This is a genomic window from Sporosarcina sp. P3 (assembly GCF_002743415.1).
Taxonomy (GTDB): Bacteria; Bacillota; Bacilli; order Bacillales_A; family Planococcaceae; genus Sporosarcina; species Sporosarcina ureae_A.
In genome coordinates this window covers 115,994-138,338 of the sequence record NZ_PDZE01000004.1, presented here as the reverse complement: position 1 = coordinate 138,338, position 22,345 = coordinate 115,994, and the positions used below count along the sequence as shown (strand labels likewise).

21 protein-coding genes are annotated in these 22,345 nt (G+C 45.5%); 19 read left to right on the top strand and 2 right to left on the bottom strand.

Features of this window, described 5'->3' with window-relative positions:
• The first annotated feature begins 9 nt into the window (after positions 1 to 9).
• Positions 10 to 1,425, top strand: coding sequence for a protoporphyrinogen oxidase (hemY, locus tag CSV61_RS06865; RefSeq protein ID WP_099638599.1), 1,416 nt, complete (start codon positions 10 to 12; stop codon positions 1,423 to 1,425).
• A 163-nt stretch (positions 1,426 to 1,588) separates the two neighbouring features.
• Here the strand turns inward: hemY and yhfH are convergent, their stop codons facing one another.
• On the bottom strand, positions 1,589 to 1,714 hold the full coding sequence (gene yhfH, locus CSV61_RS06860; RefSeq protein ID WP_083035173.1) for a protein YhfH: 126 nt from the start codon (positions 1,712 to 1,714) through the stop codon (positions 1,589 to 1,591).
• A gap of 207 nt (positions 1,715 to 1,921) precedes the next feature.
• On the opposite strand from yhfH, the gene lplA reads away from it, so the two are divergent.
• The 9 genes from lplA to CSV61_RS06810 all read left to right on the top strand — a co-directional run bounded on the left by lplA (position 1,922) and on the right by CSV61_RS06810 (position 13,921).
• Positions 1,922 to 2,914, top strand: a complete 993-nt coding sequence (gene lplA, locus CSV61_RS06855; protein ID WP_099638598.1) for a lipoate--protein ligase — start codon at positions 1,922 to 1,924, stop codon at positions 2,912 to 2,914.
• 107 nt (positions 2,915 to 3,021) lie between these two features.
• Positions 3,022 to 3,720 carry a response regulator transcription factor gene (locus tag CSV61_RS06850; protein ID WP_083035175.1) on the top strand — a complete coding sequence of 233 codons (699 nt, stop codon included), beginning with the start codon at positions 3,022 to 3,024 and terminating at the stop codon, positions 3,718 to 3,720.
• Positions 3,720 to 4,742: a sensor histidine kinase gene (locus tag CSV61_RS06845; protein WP_099638597.1), complete on the top strand. Its 1,023-nt coding sequence runs from the start codon at positions 3,720 to 3,722 to the stop codon at positions 4,740 to 4,742. Before CSV61_RS06850 ends, CSV61_RS06845 begins: the two co-directional genes overlap by 1 nt.
• Complete coding sequence (locus tag CSV61_RS06840; RefSeq protein WP_083035177.1) at positions 4,723 to 5,502, top strand: ABC transporter ATP-binding protein; 780 nt, start codon at positions 4,723 to 4,725, stop codon at positions 5,500 to 5,502. Before CSV61_RS06845 ends, CSV61_RS06840 begins: the two co-directional genes overlap by 20 nt.
• On the top strand, positions 5,474 to 7,408 hold the full coding sequence (locus CSV61_RS06835; protein ID WP_099638596.1) for an FtsX-like permease family protein: 1,935 nt from the start codon (positions 5,474 to 5,476) through the stop codon (positions 7,406 to 7,408). Before CSV61_RS06840 ends, CSV61_RS06835 begins: the two co-directional genes overlap by 29 nt.
• 622 nt (positions 7,409 to 8,030) lie before the next feature.
• On the top strand, positions 8,031 to 9,584 hold the full coding sequence (locus CSV61_RS06825) for a fatty acid--CoA ligase family protein (RefSeq protein WP_099638594.1): 1,554 nt from the start codon (positions 8,031 to 8,033) through the stop codon (positions 9,582 to 9,584).
• Positions 9,585 to 9,708: 124 nt separating this feature from the next.
• A complete protein-coding gene (locus CSV61_RS06820) occupies positions 9,709 to 11,679 on the top strand; it encodes a S9 family peptidase (RefSeq protein WP_099638593.1) in 1,971 nt (656 codons plus the stop codon).
• Between the two features lie 103 nt (positions 11,680 to 11,782).
• Complete coding sequence (aspA, locus tag CSV61_RS06815; RefSeq protein WP_099638592.1) at positions 11,783 to 13,228, top strand: aspartate ammonia-lyase; 1,446 nt, start codon at positions 11,783 to 11,785, stop codon at positions 13,226 to 13,228.
• Between the two features lie 402 nt (positions 13,229 to 13,630).
• Positions 13,631 to 13,921 carry a late competence development ComFB family protein gene (locus CSV61_RS06810; RefSeq protein ID WP_099638591.1) on the top strand — a complete coding sequence of 97 codons (291 nt, stop codon included), beginning with the start codon at positions 13,631 to 13,633 and terminating at the stop codon, positions 13,919 to 13,921.
• Positions 13,922 to 14,681: 760 nt separating this feature from the next.
• Here the strand turns inward: CSV61_RS06810 and CSV61_RS16550 are convergent.
• Positions 14,682 to 14,867, bottom strand: a complete 186-nt coding sequence (locus CSV61_RS16550) for a hypothetical protein (protein WP_143561062.1) — start codon at positions 14,865 to 14,867, stop codon at positions 14,682 to 14,684.
• Positions 14,868 to 15,036: 169 nt separating this feature from the next.
• Between CSV61_RS16550 and CSV61_RS06805 the strand changes: the two genes are divergently transcribed.
• The 9 genes from CSV61_RS06805 to CSV61_RS06765 all read left to right on the top strand — a co-directional run bounded on the left by CSV61_RS06805 (position 15,037) and on the right by CSV61_RS06765 (position 22,299).
• Positions 15,037 to 15,885, top strand: a complete 849-nt coding sequence (locus CSV61_RS06805) for a DegV family protein (RefSeq protein ID WP_099638590.1) — start codon at positions 15,037 to 15,039, stop codon at positions 15,883 to 15,885.
• A gap of 14 nt (positions 15,886 to 15,899) precedes the next feature.
• Entirely contained in the window at positions 15,900 to 17,270 is a 1,371-nt protein-coding gene (locus tag CSV61_RS06800; RefSeq protein ID WP_199173599.1) for an ATP-dependent helicase ComFA, read from the top strand.
• Positions 17,267 to 17,881: a ComF family protein gene (locus CSV61_RS06795; protein WP_099638589.1), complete on the top strand. Its 615-nt coding sequence runs from the start codon at positions 17,267 to 17,269 to the stop codon at positions 17,879 to 17,881. Before CSV61_RS06800 ends, CSV61_RS06795 begins: the two co-directional genes overlap by 4 nt.
• A 5-nt stretch (positions 17,882 to 17,886) precedes the next feature.
• Entirely contained in the window at positions 17,887 to 18,303 is a 417-nt protein-coding gene (locus CSV61_RS06790; RefSeq protein WP_099638588.1) for a TIGR03826 family flagellar region protein, read from the top strand.
• Positions 18,304 to 18,430: 127 nt separating this feature from the next.
• On the top strand, positions 18,431 to 18,697 hold the full coding sequence (gene flgM, locus CSV61_RS06785) for a flagellar biosynthesis anti-sigma factor FlgM (protein ID WP_099638587.1): 267 nt from the start codon (positions 18,431 to 18,433) through the stop codon (positions 18,695 to 18,697).
• 17 nt (positions 18,698 to 18,714) lie between these two features.
• Entirely contained in the window at positions 18,715 to 19,221 is a 507-nt protein-coding gene (locus CSV61_RS06780; RefSeq protein WP_099638586.1) for a flagellar protein FlgN, read from the top strand.
• 12 nt (positions 19,222 to 19,233) lie between these two features.
• A complete protein-coding gene (gene flgK / locus CSV61_RS06775; RefSeq protein ID WP_099638585.1) occupies positions 19,234 to 20,778 on the top strand; it encodes a flagellar hook-associated protein FlgK in 1,545 nt (514 codons plus the stop codon).
• 16 nt (positions 20,779 to 20,794) lie between these two features.
• A complete protein-coding gene (gene flgL, locus CSV61_RS06770) occupies positions 20,795 to 21,682 on the top strand; it encodes a flagellar hook-associated protein FlgL (RefSeq protein WP_099638584.1) in 888 nt (295 codons plus the stop codon).
• Positions 21,683 to 21,747: 65 nt separating this feature from the next.
• Positions 21,748 to 22,299, top strand: coding sequence for a DUF6470 family protein (locus CSV61_RS06765; protein ID WP_099638583.1), 552 nt, complete (start codon positions 21,748 to 21,750; stop codon positions 22,297 to 22,299).
• Positions 22,300 to 22,345: the final 46 nt, after the last annotated feature.

The window sequence follows — 22,345 nt, the reverse complement described above, 5'->3', positions numbered from 1 at the left end:
AAAAAGGACATGAGTGAACGAAAAAAAGTTGTCATAATCGGCGGCGGCATCACAGGTCTTGCTGCAGCGTATTATATGCAAAAAGATGCCCGTGAACAAGGACTTCCCATAGATATCATCATGATTGAAGCTTCAACACAACTAGGTGGAAAAATCCAAACAGTCCGTCGAGACGGCTATGTAATCGAACGCGGTCCCGACTCCTTTTTGATCCGTAAAAAAAGTGTAGACCAATTAGCGACTGACCTGGGGATAGAGGATCAGCTTGTGCGTAACGCAACAGGGCAAGCGTATATTTTGTTGCATGATCAAATGCACAAAATCCCGGCAGGTGCTGTTATGGGGGTACCGACTGAAATCAAACCGTTTGTTACATCTGGTTTATTCAGTTTGAGCGGTAAAATACGTGCGGCAGGTGACTTCGTATTACCACGTTCTGAAGTAACCGGAGATCAGTCGCTCGGTAAGTTTTTCCGTCGACGCTTTGGTACGGAAGTGGTGGAAAATCTAATCGAGCCACTGTTGTCGGGCGTCTATGCCGGTGATATCGATCATATGAGCTTGGAATCGACTTTCCCACAGTTTTATGAAGTGGAAAAAAATCATCGTAGCTTAATTTTAGGAATGAGAAAGACAACGCCTAAACAGCTACCGCAAAAAAATAGTCATAGTTCAAAGAAAATGGGTGCGTTCCATACATTTAAAAATGGTCTGAATACATTGATCGAAGCATTAGAAGAGCAGTTGACTGATGTCGATGTGATGAAAGGTACGCGTGTCACCCACATAGCGAAACAAGGTGACCGTGCCGTTCTAACATTGAACGATCAACAGCAAATCGTCGCAGATGCAGTGATTATGTCTGCAAGCCATATAGTAGCGAGTCGTTTGTTTGAACCGCATGGTCTGTTGAAAGAGCTAGGAACGATTCCGATGACATCTGTCGCAACAGTTGCACTAGGTTACCCGAAAAGTGCGATGAAGAGCGATATCGATGGAACAGGTTTCTTAGTTCCGCGCAATAGTAACCATTCAATCACCGCCTGTACACTCGTCGACCGTAAATGGCCAACGACAACACCAGACGATAAAGTGATGGTGCGGGCATTCGTCGGCCGTGTTGGAGAAGAAGCGATTGTTGACTTACCAGATGCAGAGATTGAGAAAATCGTTCGCAAAGATATGAAAGAAATTCTCGGGCTTGAAGGTGAACCGGATTTCTGTATTATCACACGTTGGAAAGAAGACCGACCGCAATACCGTGTAGGCCATAAAGAAAAGGTTTTACGTGCGCGGGAAGAAGTACAATTGGAGTTTCCAATGGTCGAGCTAGCTGGTGCATCCTATAAGGGTGTTGGTTTGCCTGACTGTATCGATCAAGGAGTCGCCGCGAAAGATCAAGTATTGGCGAAGTTGTTTAAATAACGTAGAAAAATCCGTACAACCCTAGTTGTGCGGATTTTTTATATTGTATGGGGAATAGGACGGGTAGGCGCGGTGGGTCTAGCACGATGCGCTTGTTGTTCTTTCTATGTATTTTCGCAAAAAAAAGCGAATATAGGAATATTCGCCGAATGAAAGTTATGTTTTATTTTACGTTGCAATGATTACATTGATTAGAGTAACACTCGTGCTGCTCTTCAATTTCTGTTCCACATGTCGCACAAACCTTCGCCGGCAAGTTCTTGAAAAATTCAACGATGCTTTCTACCATATCCATCCATCCCCTTCTGTTTGTTGTATAACTCTTTGGTATATACATATTGTATTATAACAGATGCCGGAAGTCAACATTTCATTTAACTATCTGTTAAAATGGACTCAAGCCTTTGGTGACGCGCTTTCAAGCGGTTTTAGGAGTTCTGAATTGAGAGAATTAACAGAAAATAAATGTGACAATTTTGTGAGGAGAGAAGAAAATATGAAATTTATCGATAATCAAGGCATTACAGACCCGCGTATTAATCTCGCTATTGAGGAATATGTACTCAATACGATGGACGTAGACAAAGATTCGTATTTACTGTTCTATATCAATGAACCTTCTATCATAATTGGGAAAAACCAAAATACGGTGGAAGAAATCAATACAGAGTTTGTGGATCGTCAAGGCATCCACGTAGTACGTAGACTGTCTGGTGGCGGGGCGGTGTATCATGATAAAGGCAACTTGAACTTCAGTTTCATTACGAAAGATGATGGAGAGTCGTTCCGTAATTTTAAGAAATTCACGGAACCTGTAACAGAAGCACTGGCTAAAATGGGAATCAAAGCGGAATTGCTTGGCCGTAACGATATTTTAATTGATGGACGCAAAATCTCGGGGAATGCACAATTCGCCACAAAAGATCGCATGTTTAGCCATGGGACGTTATTGTTTGATACAGATATGGAAGGCGTCGTGAATTCACTTAAAGTGAGGAAAGACAAAATTGAATCAAAAGGAATCAAGTCGATTCGTAGTCGTGTTGCGAATATTTCCGAGTTTTTGGAAGAGCCGATCTCCATTGAACAGTTTAGACAGGAAATCTTAAATTCAATGTTCGATGGGGAAGAAAATATTGAGTATCGTGTGTTGACGGATGAAGATTGGACGAAAATCCGTGAATTGTCTGCGGAGCGTTATGGTAACTGGGAGTGGAATTACGGACGTTCGCCGAAGTTCAACTTACAGCAATCTAAACGTTTTCCTGTCGGTGGCATTGATGTCCGTTTGCAAGTTGAAAAAGGCAGTATAGAAAACGTCAATATATATGGTGACTTTTTCGGTGTTGGCGAAGTGCAAGAAATTGAAAATCGTTTAGTCGGTGTGAAGTACGAACGCAAGGCAATTACGGAAGCACTTGAGTCTCTGGACGTGGAGAAAATCCTGGGCGGTATTAAGCTAGAAGAATTTGTGGATGTAATCTATTAAAGAACAGCGCATGTCTCGCGAGGCATGCGTTTTTTGTATACGACGATTTATTTATGTGCGCTGTGAAATGCGTTATACTGAATATAATGAGAAAGTGAGGGGTTACGGTGAAGCACCGAATATTTATTGTTGAAGATGATTTGAAAATTGCTCAATTATTAGCGGGAACGCTTGAAAAATATCAATACGAAGTCGCGATCATTCAGGACTTTGACCGAGTCGTCGAAGAATGCATTGCATATAATCCACATTTAGTGCTTTTAGATATCAACTTGCCGATCTATGACGGTTACTATTGGTGCCGTCAACTACGTCAGCATACGATGTGTCCAATTATTTTCATCTCGGCACGTTCAGGTGATATGGATCAAGTGTTTGCGCTAGAAAATGGTGGCGATGATTTCATTACGAAGCCATTCCATTATGAAATTGTGTTGGCGAAAATTAAAAGTCATTTGCGCCGTTCATTCGGAGAATATTCACCGAGTCAGTCGGAGCGTATGATTGTGTCAGGTGATTTGACTTTATATATCGAACGAATGACGCTACAAAAAGGTCAAGAAGAAATTCCCCTTCAGAAGAAAGAATGTGTCATTTTGGAATTGCTCATGGGCGAGTCTCCGAAAGTCGTGTCACGCGAAAGGTTACTTGAAGAACTGTGGGATGATCAGTCATTCGTCGACGAAAATACGCTCAATGTCAACATGGCCCGCGTGCGCAAGAAATTAACGGATTACGATGTGCAGTCTTGGATTGAAACGGTGCGTGGTGCGGGATATCGCTTCATGCCGGAGACGGAAGCGTAATGAAGGCTTTCACACTGTTTGTTAAAGAGCATGTATCGTTCATGTTATTTCAAATCGGACTCGTATCGTTCATTTTACTATTGTTTTGGCTTGACGGTTTCCGCAGTCCAAACACGGCGGTCTATTCGGTCGCGATGAGTATTTTACTTACAGCGGGTTATTTACTTGCGAAATTCATTAGGCGGCGTACATATTACGCGAAGATTGCTGAAAAACCGAAGCAGATGGAAGATGCGTTGATTCGGCACGTTATGACACCTGAACATCAACAGACGATGGAATTTACACGTGAATTATATCGCCTGTACCAGCGTGAAGTGCAGACGTTATATGACAGACAAAATCGTCATTTACATTTCGTGAATCAATGGGTGCACCAAATGAAAACGCCGATCTCAGTTATAAATTTATTACTGCAAGAAGAGGAAGTGGATAAGAAGAGTATTGAACAGGAAGTGGGGCGCATCCAAAATGGATTGGAAATCGTCCTGGTCAATGCACGGCTTGAAACATTTGAAGAAGATATGCAAATTGAACGGCTATGGCTTCGGCAAGTGTTGCAAGAAGTGCTCAATGATAATAAGCGGCTCTTTATTGCGAACGGTCTATTTCCCGTGCTGAACGTCGATGAACACTTAACGGTTGCGACCGATCGAAAGTGGATCAAGTTCATGCTCAATCAATTCATTACGAATGCAGTGAAATATACGTTTGAAAAAGGGAAGAAAATACATGTCAATGCGGTGCAGCTTCCAGAAGGACTGTGTCTGGAGATTGTCGATGAAGGAATCGGAATCCCAGCATCCGATTTACACCGTGTGACGAAAGCTTTCTTCACAGGAGAAAACGGCAGATTGTCTGGTGAATCGACCGGCATGGGGCTGTATATAGCGTCTGAAGTCTGTGAGAAACTAGGCCATCAACTGACGATATCCTCGCAGCAAGGTGAAGGCACGACGATCGCATTACTATTTACAGACGGAGAGGCGGGTGAACAACCAAATGACACAACCGGTCGTTAAGATGGAAGATATAACGAAAATCTATGAAGGAAAAGTGGTACACCGTGCATTGAATCAATTGGACTTCGATGTGCAAAAAGGGGAGTTCGTTGCGATCATGGGGCCGTCGGGTAGCGGTAAGACGACGTTGCTCAATTTATTGATGGCCACGGATATTCCGACGTATGGCAAAATTGTCATTGGTGGGGTAGAACCCGAGAAACTCAGTCAAAATGAAATTGCTTTGTTCCGCAGACGACAAATCGGGTTCGTCTTTCAGGAAATCAATTTACTGCAAATGTTGACGGTGGAAGAAAATCTTGTCTTGCCGTTAACGCTTGATGGATTACCTATCGAAGAGATGAAAAAACGTGTGAAAGATATGGCACAAAAGCTGAATCTAGAAGATATTTTGGAGCGCCGACCGGATGAATTATCAGGTGGACAAGCACAACGTACCGCGATAGGGCGAGCGCTCATCCATCAGCCGAGCATTGTATTAGCGGATGAACCGACAGGAAACTTGGATTCCAAGTCTGCGAAAGATGTACTCGAATTACTCGAACATATTAACCAGCATGAAAAGACGTCGATCATTATGGTGACGCACGACCCGGTCGCGGCAAGTTACTGTGATCGCGTGCTATTCATTAAGGACGGAGAGTTTTTCAATGAAATTTATAAAGACGAACGCCGGCAAACTTTTTTTCAGCGGATTTTGAATGTGTTGTCATTACTTGGAGGGAATGTGAATGACTTTTCGACAGTTCGCTTATCGTAACGTCCTTCGTAACCGCCGAGTGTATGCAGCATTTTTCATGGCGAGTGTATTTTCCGTCATGGTATTTTTCCTTTATTCGATGTTGCTGTTCCATCCGTCCATTGAAAACACCTTCTTAAAAGAGATTTCAACGCTCGGCATGGGCATAGCGGAAATCATTCTATTCATTTTCACACTGTTTTTCTTATTTTATTCAATGCGCGCATTTTTGCAGGCGCGATCGAAAGAGTTCGGTGTGTTACTACTTCTTGGAATGGCCAAACGCCAGTTGCATCGACTTATTTTCATTGAAACGATGTTACTAGGCTTTGCCTCGATCATCAGTGGAATTTTCCTCGGCTTCATGTTCTCGAAGTTCTTCTTCATGATCGTCAAAGCGATTGTGCAAATTCCAGTGTTACCGCTTTATTTATCTTGGAAACCATTCGTGCTGACGATGGGCGCATTCCTTAGTTTATTCGCTATCATTTCCTATATCGCCCCTGTATTCATTCAGCAAGGGCAAGTATCGGATTTATTACATGGGGATATGGCGGTGCAGTCGGTTTATTCGTACTCGAAAAGCCGTGGGATCTTTGGTGTGGTGCTCTTATTGCTTGCGTACGCGATGGCGGCATTCGTCTCACGTTCGAGCATCATCAGTCTGTTCTTCTTGCTACCGCCACTCCTCACCATCGGGACGTATTACTTTTTCACGGACACGTTACCGCTCGTCTTGCATGCACTGCGACGGCAAAAGAAGTTTTTTTGGCGAGACTTCTGGATGATCTCGATCTCGGAAAGCATCGTCCGTTTAAGAGAAAATGCGCGGATGTTCTTCATCGTGACAATCGTTTCGACGATCGCGTTCATGTCGGTCGGTATTCTGGCGTCGTTAACGTCGTTCGCTTCGCAATACCGTGAAGTGAATCCACTCGGGCTTATTTATAAAAGTTTGCCACATAATGAATTCGAATACGCGCATATCGCGCAATTGACCAATGAACTCGAACAGGAAGGCCTCGATTATTGGGCTGTACGGTTTCGTGTGCTGCAACAGCAATCATCCTATACTAAAAACAAAGTCCATATCGTCAAGTTGTCCGACCTGAATGAATTGGCCGCAACCTTCGGGGAAAAGCCGCTTTCATTGCAAAGCGGACATGCGTTGTTCTTACCGGCAACAGCAGCCGCTGCTAATCAGTTGTCGACAGAATCAGTCAATACAGAACTGGCTAATAGTGGCGTGTCACTTGATATCGAAGGCGTCTATCCGTATAAACTGTTTCCGCCGAACGCAATCGGGCTTAATACGATTGTCGTCAATCACTTGGACTTCGATCGGATTGAAGAACATGCAGGTGCCGATGCACTGGCGTTTAATTATTATGCGTTTAACGTGCGAGACTGGCAAGAAACGCAAGAAATTGGATTGTCTATCAATGCCCAAGTGCTGGCCGGGCTCATGCTCGAACACCGCGATCCGGTGCGCTACGAGTTTGAGAATCCCGGATTGAATTACTCGCATATCCGCATGACGTTTTCGTTGCTGTTGTTTATCGGGTTATTGCTGGCGGCCGTATTTTTCCTTGCGTCTGGGAGTTTCATTTACTTCCGGTTGTATACGTCGCTCAGCTACGATCGACGGCAGTACGCGGTGTTGCAGCGGATTGGGATGACGGATCGGGAGTTCACGAAGATCGTCAACCGGCAGTTGATTCCGCAGTTTTTCTTCCCGTGGGGTGTGTCGTTCATCCACAGTGTGTTTGCTTTTATGTCGCTGCAAGTGATTTGGGATGCGCTCGCCGAGATCTCGATCGTCAAAGAACTGGCGCTCGTGCTGGCGGGCTTTGCGCTAATGCAAATTTTCTATTTCTACCTAATCCGCTGGCGCTATATTTCACATATTAAGGCACCTACTTCTTAAAGAAGAGGTGTCTTTTTGAATGACAGTAGTTTAGTTCTAAAATACAAGTGGAAGGGCATAAGGGTAGGGATTTGCGCTCTAGGCGGACGCGTTCTGGAGGGCCCGCGGTGAGCCCCCTAGTCGCTGCGCTCCTTTAGTGGTCTCACCTGATCGGGCTGATCCTCCCAGAGTCGCCGCCTGCCGCTCCAATCCCTTACAATCAGAGTAGGTGATAATTTTCAAAGTTCACTGCAGTTAGGGTTGTCATTGCTTTTGTAGTTGGACTATGATTTGAACTTGACTGAAATATGCTCAAAGCCTAAAGTTACACACTATTGTTAGTAAGAGGTCTATACCTAAACACTTTGAAAGTAGGATTGAAGCGGAAGCTGGGGCGACTCCTAGAGGATCAGCGTGCGCCTTGAGACCCCGCAGGGAGCTAAGCGGACGAGGAGGCTCAAGCCACGCCCTCCGGAACGCGTCCCCAGCTGGAGCTTCAATCCCATCCACTCAGCCCGTCCATCCTATGCTATTAAACTAAAATAATTAAATTCCCAGTAAAGTCTTGCCAATTATTTGTTTTATCAGTATAATGAACGAAATACTGAATGGTTATTCATTCACTTGTTAGGGAGATGAAAGCATGAATTTAGTTTCAAGTGTTCAGCAAACCGCACAGACCAAGCCAAGTAAAATCGCCTACCACTTCATGGGAAAAGACACGACGTACGCAGAGTTCGACATGTCCGTATCAATGTTCGCCAACGCACTACAAAACCTAGGGGTCCACAAAGGGGACAAAGTCGCATTCCTACTCGGCAACACGCCGCATTATCTGATCTCACTCTATGCCACTATGCGAATCGGAGCGACAGCTGTGCCGATCAACCCGCTTTATACACCTGACGAAATTTCGTACATCCTAGAAAACAGTGACGCCAAAGCCGTAATTGCGATTGATCAATTATTGCCATTAGTAGAAGTCGCAAGCCAGTCATTCCCAACGATTGAGAACTATGTCGTCTGTGAACTGAGCCCAGATGCTGCACAGAAATTAGCTGAGCTGGACGATACAGTAAAGGCAAAAGTGCATCCATTTAGCATGCTTATTAAGAAATCAAAACCGATGACAGAAGCGGTAGAAGTTGACGAAAATGAAAGCGCTATCATATTGTATACATCTGGAACGACAGGACATCCAAAAGGTGCGATGTTAACGCATAAGAATATTTACTCGAATGCGCGTGATGTAGGAGACTATTTAGGTTTCTCCGAGAATGATAAAATCGTAGCGACATTGCCTTTATTCCATGTATTCGCATTAACTGTCGTCGCGAATGCGCCACTCGTTAAAGGTGCGACGATTTTACTTGAACCACGCTTTAGCCCGGGCGAGATCTTCCATATGATTCGCGAGCAAAAGGCGACCGTATTTGCTGGAGTTCCTACTATGTACAACTTCCTTTATCAATATCCGGAAGGGAAAACAGAAGACTTCGATTCAATCAGACTAGCGATTTCAGGTGGATCGTCTTTGCCTGTTTCGTTGCTTCATAACTTCGAAGAGAAATTCGATGTGCGTGTTTCGGAAGGCTATGGTTTATCCGAAGCTTCACCGGTTACTTGTTTCAACCCGTTGGATCGTGAACGTGTTCCCGGCTCGATCGGAACGAATATTATGAATGTCGAGAATAAAGTGGTCGATGAAAATGGAGACGAAGTTCCTGACAATCAAGTCGGTGAACTCATTGTACGCGGACCGAACGTCATGAAAGGGTATTATAAAATGCCGGAAGAAACTGCAGCTGCACTTCGTGACGGTTGGCTCTATACAGGCGACTTGGCGCGACGAGATGAAAACGGTTACTTTTATATCGTAGACCGCAAGAAAGATATGATTATCGTCGGCGGATTCAACGTCTATCCGCGAGAAGTAGAGGAAGTGTTGTTTAGTCACCGCGATATTGTGGAAGCTGCAGTCGTTGGTGTACCGGATACAAACTTCGGTGAAGAAGTACAAGCTTACGTGGTGTTGAAGGAAGGTTCGGACGCTACAGAACAGTCGTTGCTTGAATTCTGTGCGAAGCGCCTCGTGAAGTACAAAGTGCCGAAAACGATTGAGTTCCTAGATGAGTTGCCGAAAAATACGACAGGTAAAATTTTAAGACGTTCATTGAAAGATCAAGTGAAAAGTTAAGGATGATGGAAACGAGTGATGGGGAATGAAATCCCGTCACTCGTTTTTTTTACGCAATAATTGCCAAAGTAAGTGGAGTCTTGTTATGGTTTAGAGAGAATAGTAAGAAAACAGGAGGGATTAGATGGATAAACGATGTGTAACGATTGACGATCTATTTGAAACGAAATCAGTGACGAACCCGGTCCTGGCACCTAACGACCAAGAAGCAGTGTTTACCGTGACGGAATTAAATAGAGTGGACAACGCGTATCACTCAGCGATCCACCATATCGATTTACAGACGGGTGACGTAACGCGCTGGACATACGGTAAGCAACGAGTCGGTGCAACGAAATGGTCTCCAGACGGCAAGCAAGTAGCTTTTTTATCGAATCGAAGCGGAACAGATCAACTGTATATGATGCAAACAGCAGGCGGGGAAGCCTATGCATTAACGGACTGTAAAAAAGGGATCGATTCATTCGAATGGTCGCCGTGCGGCAAGAAAATCTGGTTTACGGGTAAGCTTACAACAGGCGAAACATTTCCTATTACGGTAGAGAAGCAAAAAGGATTTCCCAAACCGATCCGCGTGACGAAAATGAAATACAAAGAAGATTTCATCGGCGTCTTACCGCCAGACGAATACACACAAATCGGCTATGTCGATGTAGCTACGTGCAATGTTTGTAATTTCACGAAGGAACCATTTGATCATTCATTAGAAGCGGTTTCGCATGACGGTAAACACTTGGTCATCGGGGTCAATCGCAACAAACAGACCGATCATGACTTCAGTGTTCCGTTAGTACTCGTGGAGATTGAAACGAAAAAAGAGACTGTCATTCTCGACGAACCAGGCTATTTCGGCCAAGTCGCTTTCTCTGCAGACGATCGCTATATTGCGTATACCGGGTACGATCTGACGTTCCAAAACGTCACACAGGCGGATGTGTTCGTCTATGACCAAACGAACGGACAGACGATGAATCTAACAGCGGGAATTGACGCACCGGTCGGAGACGAAAGTATTTCCGATCACTTGCAGCAAACGATTGCGCCAGGTGTCGTGTGGACGGAAGACGAGCAACTGTATTTCCAATTATCGAGTATGGGGGAAGTGCGTTTGTATGCGGCTACACTCGACGGCGCGATCTATCCTGCGACTGGCGAAGAGGAACATGTCTACGGGTATGATGTGGCGACTGACGCTGAATTCGCGTTGCTTACTGTCAGCACGATGACCAATCCAGGAGAATTGTATCGCCAAACGATTGCGACAGGTGAACGAACGAAATTGACTTCATTCAATGAAGGCTGGCTGAAGAAAGTCGAGTTAGTTGAACCGGAAACGATTCATTACTCGAATGGGAACACCGATATTCAAGGATGGCTAATGAAGCCAGCGAAATGTACAGCAGGTCAAACGTATCCACTCATTGTAGAAATTCATGGCGGACCGCATGCGATGTACGGCTATACGTATTTCCATGAGATGCAAGTACTAGCTGCGCAAGGGTACGGTGTTCTCTATCTCAATCCACGGGGCAGTCACGGCTACAGTCAAGCATTTGTTGACGCGGTGCGCGGCGATTATGGTGGCGGTGGATACGAAGACATAATGGCAGGATTAGATGAAGTATTGAAAACAGAAGATTGGATCGATGAAACGCGCCTTGGTGTAACGGGTGGTAGCTACGGTGGCTTTATGACGAACTGGATTGTCGGGCATACGAATCGTTTCAAAGCAGCGGTCACGCAACGTTCTATCAGCAACTGGGTCAGCTTCTTCGGCGTATCCAATATCGGCTACTACTTCACCGACTGGCATTTAAAAGCGGGGATGACAGATGTCGATACGCTCTGGAAGCAGTCACCGCTCAAGTATGCGGAGAATATCGACACTCCTCTATTGATTCTTCATGCGGAACGAGATTTCGTTTGTCCGATCGAACAAGCGGAACAACTCTTTATAACATTAAAAGATTTAGGTAAAGAGACAGAATTTGTGCGCTTCCCCGAATCCGATCATAATATGTCAAGAACAGGGAAACCGAACTTACGAATTGCGAGATTAGAAGAGATTACCGGGTGGTTTACACGTTACCTATAAGGTAAGATAAAATTGTATGCTCAAACAGCTATACATGCGAAATATTGTGTGTATAATGAGATACGAATTACACTTATAAAAAACACTTGAGAAGAGGTTCTGCATGATGGAAGAACAATTACTGTACAGAATAGAGTCGGATTTTATCGGAGAGAAGAAGGTGCCACAAGACGCGTATTATGGTATTCAAACATTACGCGCAGCAGAAAACTTCCCCATCACGGGCTACCGCGTTAACCGCGACTTAATTCGTGCGATTGCAATCGTCAAAAAATCTGCAGCACAAGCTAACCGCGACATTGGTCAATTGGACGCTACTCTTGCAGAAGCGATCATTACAGCATCTGAAGAAGTCATCAATGGCGCATTTCGCGACCAGTTCCTCGTCGACCCGATCCAAGGGGGAGCAGGAACGTCAGTCAATATGAACGCAAACGAAGTCATCGCCAACCGTGCACTTGAAATTCTCGGTTACAAAAAAGGCGAATACGATATTATTAGCCCGAACTCGCACGTCAACATGGCGCAGTCGACAAACGACGCGTTCCCGACTGCGATCCATATCGCCACACTAATGAAGGTAGACAAGCTACTCGGTGTCATGGAATCCCTTCATAAAACCTACTTGAAAAAATCTATCGAGTTCCAATCGGTCTTAAAAATGGGCCGTACACACTTACAAGACGCGGTTCCGATCCGTCTAGGACAAGAATTCGAAGCGTACGCAATGGTACTACGCCGCGACATCGAGCGCATCCGTGTATCACGTGTCTACTTATATGAAATCAATATGGGCGCAACTGCTGTCGGAACCGGCTTAAACGCAGATCCACTATACATTCAGAAAGTAGCTAGCTACCTGTCAGAAAACAGTGGTTTTGAATTAAAGTCTTCTACGCACTTAGTAGACGCTACACAAAACACGGACTCGTATGTTCAAGTATCAGCGGCATTACGCGGTACGATGCTGAACCAATCTAAAATCTGTAATGACTTGCGCTTGATGGCATCCGGCCCACGTACAGGTCTATCCGAAATTTCATTACCAGCAAGACAACCTGGATCGTCTATCATGCCAGGAAAAGTCAACCCGGTAATGGCGGAAGTGATGAACCAAGTGTCGTTCCAAGTCGTCGGAAACGATATGACGATCGCATTGGCATCCGAAGCGGGCCAGTTCGAATTAAACGTTATGGAGCCAGTACTAGTGTTCAATCTTCTCCAGTCATTGAAAATCATGACAAACGTTTTCGGCGCATTCCGCGATTATTGTTTAGATGGAATCAAGGCAAACGTCGAGCACTTAGAAGAGTACGTTGAGAAGAGTATCGGTGTCATCACAGCAATCAACCCGCACGTTGGCTATGAAGTGGCGTCGGAAATTGCGAAAGAGGCACTGTTAACGAACAAGTCAATCCGTGAGATTTGTATCGAGCGAAATATCTTGTCGAAGGAAGAGTTGGACGCAATTTTGCATCCGTTCGAGATGACGAAGCCTGGTATTTCGGGTAAAGAGTTGTTGAAGAAGAAGATTATTCTTTCGAAGTAAGGTTTTGCAGTGCGGAGGCTTGACGGGGCTAGTGGTTCGGGGAATGGGGCTCCAGACGGGACGCTTTCCTGCGGGCATGGCTTGAGCTTCCTCGTCCGCTAAGGTAAAGATGTGCTCCTAACGCTTCGCTTTTACTCGCAAAAGCCGTTCTTCGTTACGGCTTTCGCTACCTGCGGGATCTCAAGGCTCATGCTATTCCCGCGGGAGTCGCCCGTCTTCCGCCCCATTCCCTAGGTACATAGTGGGTGCTACTACAAGCGTACGCTGGCATGCTGAGTGATAGTTGTACTGAACTTGCCTATTGGATAACTTGAAGACATAGAGCGATATATTGAATCATTACTATCCAGTTATTCATATCTGCAATCTCTATCTACTCTGAGTTAGAAGGAGTATCTGACTATGAAAGTGCATAATATTATGGAGGTCGTGGTACGCGACGTGATTTCCAAATATCAAAACGAGTTGAATTTGCCGTGTACGTGCGATCATTGTCTTAACGATGTACTAGCGATGACGTTGAATCATGTGACGCCTCAATATGTCGTTGATGAAGCAAACAGTGCGTATATCCGGGCAGTCCATGAAGCGGATCGTCAAGGGGCTACTGCTATACTGACGAAAGTCGCATGGGCTGCGAGCGTTGTGGGACAAAATCCGCGATGTGGCAATATGAAAAATCCTTCCGAGTGATTCGGAAGGGTTTTTTCTTTGGGATAGGTGTGTTGTTGGAGGGGGTTGTTGCTTGTAGGGGTGGGGAGTGTGGTTGGGCCGCGCTCATAGTAGGTTGAGATCCGCTCTATGTGGATTGGTTAGCGCTCTATGATGTGTGTTGACCGCTCATAGTTTGCTGTGAGTGCTCTATTCGACCATTTAAACGCTCAATAATGACGTTTATCCGCTCAATCCAGCCGATTGAAAGTCTAAATCTCCACATTTCATCCGCTTTAATAGGAGCAGTGGCTAGGGCCGCGCTCATTGTTGGTTGGGATCCGCTCTATGTATCTCGGCAACCGCTCTATATTATGTGTTATCCGCTCATAGTTTGCTATGAACGCTCTAATCGACCATTTAAACGCTCAATAAAGATGTTTATCCGCTCAATCCAGCCGATCGATAGTCTAATTCCCCGCATCTCATCCCCTTTAAAAGTGACAGTGGTTGGCCCGCGCTCATAGTAGGTTGAGATCCGCTCTATGTAGCTCGGCAACCGCTCTATAATATGTGTTATCCGCTCATAGTTTGCTGTAAATGCTCTATTCGACCATTTAAACGCTCAATAAAGACGTTTATCCGCTCAATCCAGCCGATCGAAAGTCTAATTCACCACATTTCATCCCCTTTAAAAGTGGCTAGGCCCACGCTCATAGTTGGTTGAGATCCGCTCTATGTATCTCGTTTACCGCTCTATAATATGTGTCATCTGCTCATAGTTTACGGTGGAGCGCTCTATCTAACCATTTAAACGCTCAATAAAGACGTTTATCCGCTCAATCCAGTCGATCGATAGTCTAATTCCCCGCATCTCACCCCCTTTAAAAGTGACAGTGGTTGGCCCGCGCTCATAGTTGGTTGAGATCCGCTCTATCCAACTCAATTCTCGCTCTATAACATCTGTTACCCGCTCATACTTTCCCATCAACGCTCTATCCAATCATCTAACCGCTCAATAAAAACGCCTATCCGCTCAATCCACCAGCCCACAGAACACACCTCCCCACGTACCGCAATTCATCCTCACCAATTCCTCCTTCACAGATGCCAATTCCACCGATTTCAGGTAGAATAAGTAACAGGAGTTGATCATATTGAAAACAGCGATTGTGACAGACACGACGGCGTATTTGCCGGATGATATAAAAGCAGAACTGGGGATTCATACGATCCCGTTACTCGTCACGATAGACGGCAAAGAATTTAAAGAAGACGCTGACATCACAACCGAAGCATTCTACGAAATAGTACGTGGCAAAGGCCCGCTACCGAAAACATCTCAGCCCGCGATTGGTGATTTCGAAGCGCTCTATAGCGAACTTGCGAAAGACTACGACGCGGTCATTACGATCCACCTATCGAGCGGCATCAGCGGAACGTATATGGGCGCGATTCAAGCTGCCGAGCTCGTGCCGGAACTAGAAGTGTTACCGTTTGATTCAGAGATTTCGGCCTATCCCCAAGGCTTTTACGCGATCCGTGCCGCGCAGCTTGCGAATGAGGGCGTGCATCCGCGTGAGATTATTGAAGAATTGAAAGAAATGCAGAAAGATATTCGAGCGTATTTCATGGTGAACGACTTATCGCATTTGCAACGTGGCGGTCGTTTATCAGGTGCTCAGGCGCTAGTTGGCGGACTGTTGCAAGTGAAACCGATCTTGCATTTCGAAGACAAAGTCATTGTCCCGTTTGAAAAAATTCGTACGTCGCGAAAAGCGATGAAGCGGATTTCGGATTTATTGTCGGAAGACGCAAAGAATCATTTGCTCGATGCGGCAGTGATCCATGCGAATCGCTATGACGAAGCAGTAGAATGGAAGAAACAGTTAGAAGAAAAACATCCGAACGTCGATTTCACGATCAGCCATTTTGGCCCGGTCATCGGCACGCATCTGGGTGAAGGGGCGATGGGGCTCGGTTGGGTGAAACGACGCGGAACCTGAACAGGGGGAACTGCATGTCCGAACGACACCAACTCAAGCAATTTTTGGCCGGACGCATTTGGTTGCGTCATCTTTTGCCATTCCCGGAAGAAACCGTTGACGAAGCCATCCGTCATGGCGAGATCCATATAGAACAAGGCGTCACGACGAAAAAGACGTGGCACGGTACGCACTATGCTTGTCAGCTTTGCCATAATGAAAATTCAACACGCTTCACTGTATTTGCGTGTGCGCAATGTGAAGCAACGTGCGCATATTGCAGAAACTGTCTTAACATGGGGCGCGTGTCTTGCTGTTCAGAGTTACTTACGTGGACAGGCACGCCACCAACTTTCTCGACGAACCATCGCATGAACTGGCAAGGGAATTTAACACCTTCTCAGCAAAAAGCGACGCGTGAGTTGCTCGACAGTACGAAACAAGGCGTATCACATTTACTTTACGCGGTGTGTGGATCCGGCAAGACGGAAATGTTGTTTCAGCCGATTCATTATGTATTGAATGAAGGCAAGCGGGTCTGTCTTGCAGCGCCTCGAGTCGACGTCATTTTGGAACTATTGCCGCGGTTAACGACGGCTTTTCCTGATACTACAATAGAAGCGCTATATGGTGGCGCGGAAGTAGAAAACTTCGACGCACAATTAATCCTCGCGACGACCCATCAGCTTTATCGCTTTCACGAGGCATTCGACGTGATTTTCGTAGATGAAGCCGATGCGTTTCCGTATACAGCGGACGAAACGTTACAGCGAGCCGTTAGAAAAGCCGCAAAACCTAACGCGCCGATTCATTTCGCCACCGCGACGCCTTCGAGTCAGTTGCTTGCGATGAATAAAAAGCAAGGCAACATATCTGTCCTCGCGAGACGTTATCACGGTCAACCACTACCTGTACCGCGTAATGAAGCGTTGTGGAATTACGAGAAACAGCTGAAAAAGAAACGGATTCCAGCGAAATTACTACGTTGGACTACCCAACGTCTCAACAAACAGCAACCGTTTCTCATCTTCTTCCATCAAATTGAACTGATGGAACTGGCTGAACCGTTATTTCAGAAACTGGATGAGCGGATTTGTGCCGTTCATGCGGAACATGAGGATCGCAAAGAACGGGTGCAGTTGCTGAGGCAAAAAGAAATTCCTGGCTTGCTGACAACGACGATTCTCGAGCGCGGGATTACGATACCGAATGTGCAAGTGGCGGTTGTGGGAGCGGAGCAAACGATTTTTAATAAAGGTGCGTTGATTCAAATTGGTGGGCGAGTGGGGCGTTCTGTACCGAATACGTCAGGCGACTTCGTATTGTTTCATCAAGGGATCACACAGGCGATGGACGAGGCGAAGCGGGAAATTCGGAAGTTGAATCGTACGGAGGTACCGCAATGACGTGTTTACTTTGTGATAAAGCCCTACACGATCAGCCGACTTGGCAACACTTTCTCGGTATTCAAAGAGACGCTTTTGCTTGTCCGATTTGTTTAGAGAAGTTCGAACGCATCGATCAGGTCATAGAAGACGATGTACTCGATTCTGTCCATTCGCTGTATGCATATAATGAAGCAGCGAAAGAGTTCTTGCATCAGTTCAAGTTCATGCAAGACGTCGCGCTCGCGCAAATTTTCGCGTCTTCATTGCGAAGCGTACTGAACGATTCCAAGAAGATTGTCGTGCCGATTCCGATGCATCCGATTAATAAACGGAAACGAACTTTTTCGCAAGTCGATGCGTTGCTAGAAGCAGCGAAGATTCCGTATCAATCGCTACTTGAAAAGACGACGGAATCGGTCATGGGAGAAAAATCTCGTAGCGAACGTCTCGCGATGACTGAACTATTTCATGTAACGGCCGATATACAACGTAATGAAGCAGTGTATGTACTTGTCGACGATATTTATACGACTGGCACGACATTGCGTCACGCAGCAGAGGCGTTGAAACAGCGCGGTGTACAACGAGTGGAAGCTGTGACGTTGTTTAGACCTATGAGAGAGAAGTGAGAGAGATGGCGGAAGTACGAAATTGTCCGACATGTGGCGGTATGTTTAATTACACGGGCCTTCGGGATGTGTGTGGAACGTGTGCGCAAGCGGAAGAGCAAATGTATGAAACGGTGTATCGATTTTTACGCAAGCGGGAAAACCGTGCGGCGAATATCGACCGAATCGTGGAAGTAACAGGCGTGACATCAGAATTATTGTATCGCTGGGTGCGAAAAGGAAGACTGCAACCGGCATTGTTCCCGAATCTTGGCTATCCATGTGATAAATGTGGCGCATTAACATCGACAGGTAAGATCTGTGCCAAATGTACGGAGGAAATTCAATCTGACTTACGGACATTTGACGCAGCGGAAGAGCTTCGTGAAGCTATAAAGGCGCAAGAACGAGGCACATATTACACTCAAAAAGACGGTAGATGAGGAAATACGAAGCGAGCAGTTCGTACTGCTCGTTTTTTCGTACAAAAGCCTCTAAAAACTTCTTGAAATCTGCCGAAGTAAAGAGTAGGACCCAAATCTACCATAAGAATTGAAAGGAGCGAGACGTATGAAAATAGATGGATTTAAACCACAAGCCGTCAACCCGTACCGCAATCAGCAAATGAAAGTAGAACAAACGAAGCAAGCAGCGCAAGTGAAAACGGATAAGCTCGAAATTTCTTCAGAAGCGAAAAAATTATCTGCCACTTCACCGATTGAATCCGCAAGACAACAGCGTGTACAGGAATTGAAAGCGCAAGTGCAATCTGGAGAATATCAAGTAGATGCGAGCAAACTCGCTTCCAGCATGCTGTCGTATTTCAATAAGCCATAAGGAAAGTAGGGTTAGACATGTCCATTGAACCAATTTTGACAACGCTCAATCACCTAGAAAAACTGCATACGAGCTTGCTCCGTCTGTCGAACGACAAGACCGCACTGCTAAAAAGCGGTGACGTCGACGGGATTGACCAGCTGTTGAAGGAGGAGCAAGCTCACCTAGCAGCTATTGTACAAATGGACCAGAAGCGCCTGCAGGAAGTGAAGCAGTATATGACCGCACAAGGACGTGTAGTGCCTGCTGAACCGACCATGACGCAATTAATCGAAGTAGCAAACATTCCGGACAAAGAACAGTTAGCAGAGGCGAAGGACCGTCTCCTGCATGCGATTCATGAGTTGAAACAGCAGAACGAACTCAATCAGCAACTGACCTATCAATCTCTTCAATTTGTGAATCTATCGCTGGACATGGTCCGTCCGCGTCCGGAAACCGTCAACTATTCGAAAAATGAAGTACAAGGGCAGTCACAAAGCAGAGCCAAAGCGAAGCTCTCCTCATTCGACTCCCAAGCATAAGGAGGACATCACATGCGCTCGACATTCATGGGACTAGAAACTAGCAAACGCGGATTGTATACACAGCAATCCGCTCTTTATACGACAGGGCATAACGTAGGGAACGCGAATACGCCTGGCTACTCACGCCAACGCGTGAACATGCAGGCGACGTCTGGATTTCCTGGAGTAGGACTGAACGCGGGCACGACTCCTGGCTTTCTTGGGACAGGGGTGGAAGCGGGAAGTATTCAGCGGATTCGGGATACGTTTGTCGATCATCAGTTTCGTAATGAATCGACGAAGCTTGGGTATTGGGAGTCCCGTACGAATGCCATTGCGCAAATGGAAGACGCAGTTGGCGAACCTTCCGAGTATGGTTTACAACAATCGATGAGCGACTTTTGGCAATCGTTGCAGACGCTTGCGACGAATCCGGAGAACGGTGGCGCGCGGGCAGTCGTTGTAGAGCGTGGGGTGGCGGTAGCGGACTCGTTTAACTATATTCATAAGTCGGTTTCTGAAATTAAAGGGAATCTTGGCGACCAGATTGACTTCAGCACAAATAATATAAACTCATTGCTGAGTCAAATTGGAGAGTTAAATAAACAAATCGCTACAGTAGAACCGAATGGCTATTTACCGAATGATCTCTACGATGCACGTGATGGTTTACTAGATCAGTTGTCTAGCTATGTACCGATTGAGACGAGCTATAAGAAATCGGCTGGACGTGCTCTTGCGATTTCGGAAGGTACCGTGACCATTAAGATCAAAACGAATGTTCCAGGAAAAACGATAACTGTAGTACAAAATGACAAAGCCGCAAAACTTACTGTAGACGGCAAAGATCCAGATAAGCCGTTTCCAGATCCTATGACTGGCTTCACGTTTACAGGCGGACCGATTGAGAAACCTGAAGACGGTAAGCTGTCAGTCACTGAGATGGTCAAAAGTGGTGAATTGAAATCACTTGTGGATTCATATGGGTATCAAGATGGCGATCAAGTAAAAGGGCTGTATCCTGAGATGCTGGCTAAGTTAGACAAAATGGCGAATGAATTTGCTAAAGCGTTTAACGCAGTTCATGAAGAGGGTACGGACTTAGCAGGTGTAAAAGGCGAGCCTTTCTTTGTTTTACCTACTGACGCAACCGAATTTACCGCAAGTAATATTGCAGTGAATGATGAAATCAGAAAAGATCCAAATAAACTGGCAGCCTCGGATTCAAAAACAGGTGCGGAAGTCGGTAACGGCCAAAACGCGAAAAAACTTGGCGATGTATTCTTTGCGAAGTTACCAGGCCTAGACGGTTCAAGTGTTCAGAGCTACTATGCTCAAACAATCGGCCAACTAGGGGTAGAAGGACAACAAGCTATTAAAATGACAGATAGCTCAGGCGTATTGCTGTTGGCTGTATCCAACAGACGTGACTCCATCAGCTCCGTCTCACTAGACGAAGAAATGACCGACATGATCCGTTTCCAACAAGCATACAACGCATCTGCCCGAATGATCACTGTGATGGATGAAGCGCTAGACAAAATCATCAACGGTATGGGTACAGTCGGCAGATAAATTAGGAGGAATCTTCATGCGTGTAACACAATCGATGCTCTCTCAAAATATGCTGCGTAACTTATCGAGCAGCTATGATAAAATGGGCAAACTGCAGGAACAATTGAATACAGGCAAGAAAGTAACCCGTCCCTCCGATGATCCGGTAACGGTCATGAAAGGTATGGGCTACCGCATGCAGGTCGACAAGGTAGAGCAATTCCAAAAGAACATGGGCGAAGTGAATAACTGGCTCGATAGTTCGGATGATGCGTTGGATGGAGTAGGACAAGTTTTACATCGTTTGAAAGAGCTGGCTACCAATGCTTCCAACACGGGTGCGATGACAGAGACAGATAGGAAAGCGATAGAAACAGAAATCGGTCAGCTCCGTGAACACTTGCAAGATATGGCCAATACTAAAGTTGGCGATAAGCATATATTCAGCGGCAGTATGACGGATCAACCACTTTTTAATAAGGATAAGGGTACGTTTGAAGATGGAGATTCATTTTCTAAAAACGTAGAAATAGAAGTATTCGACGGTATAAACTTACGAGTCAGTACCGATGTAAGCTCTATGTTTAAAGAAATCGATGATATGCTTGTTAAGGTAAAAGATCTAACGGCAACAGGTTCTTCAGGTACTGAAAGTTTCGGTAAAATGATTGGTGATATCGATGGCCATTTGGATGTCGTTCTTTCAAAACGCGCAGACATCGGCGCCCGTTCCAACCGTGCAGAACTGATGAACAATCGTCTCGAAATGCAAGAAGGTGCAGCGAAGAAACAACGTTCTCAAAACGAAGACGTTGATTATGAAAAAACGATTACGGATTTGATTACATCAGAATCGATCCATCGTGCAACATTGTCAGTTGGCGCTAGAATTATGCAGCCTTCTTTAATGGATTTCCTACGCTAAAAGATGTGGCGGACACTAAGCAAGTGTCCGCTATTTTTATATAAGAAAGTAAGGGAGTGATAGAAGTGAACATTCCACAGCTTCAAATTCAAACCACACCGGCAAAGATTGATCTGCAAGTGACGAAACCTGTTCAAGAAATCCAACAACCAAGAGCTACACTGAGTATTGAACAACCTGCGGCTATTCTCGAAATGTCAACAACCCGACCGCAACTATCACTCGATACAACAGAAAATCGGGCAGACATCGATATGAAAAGCGTATTCCGTCGAACAACTGAAAATGCTCAATACGGCATGCAGAAAGTACAAGAAGGCGCAGCTCGCCGTGCACAAGAAGGTCAGCAACTCATGAAAATTGAAAACGGTTCAACGATAGCGGATATCGTAAAACAGAACACAGAGAAACCGATGGCGGAACTGCAAGTGAAATTCGTAGGGGATCGAACAAAAATCAAAACAGGTATTACGCCTGGTTCACTGGACATCAACGTAACTCCACAGAAACCGAAAATCGATGCGCAAATAAATAAACCAATCCATAACTATACGCCTGGTAAAGTATCTGTAGAGATGCAACAATACGGATCTATACAAATTGATTGGAAAGTTTAATGAATAGAAATAGAACGATGAGTAATCAACTAGCAATATGTTAAAA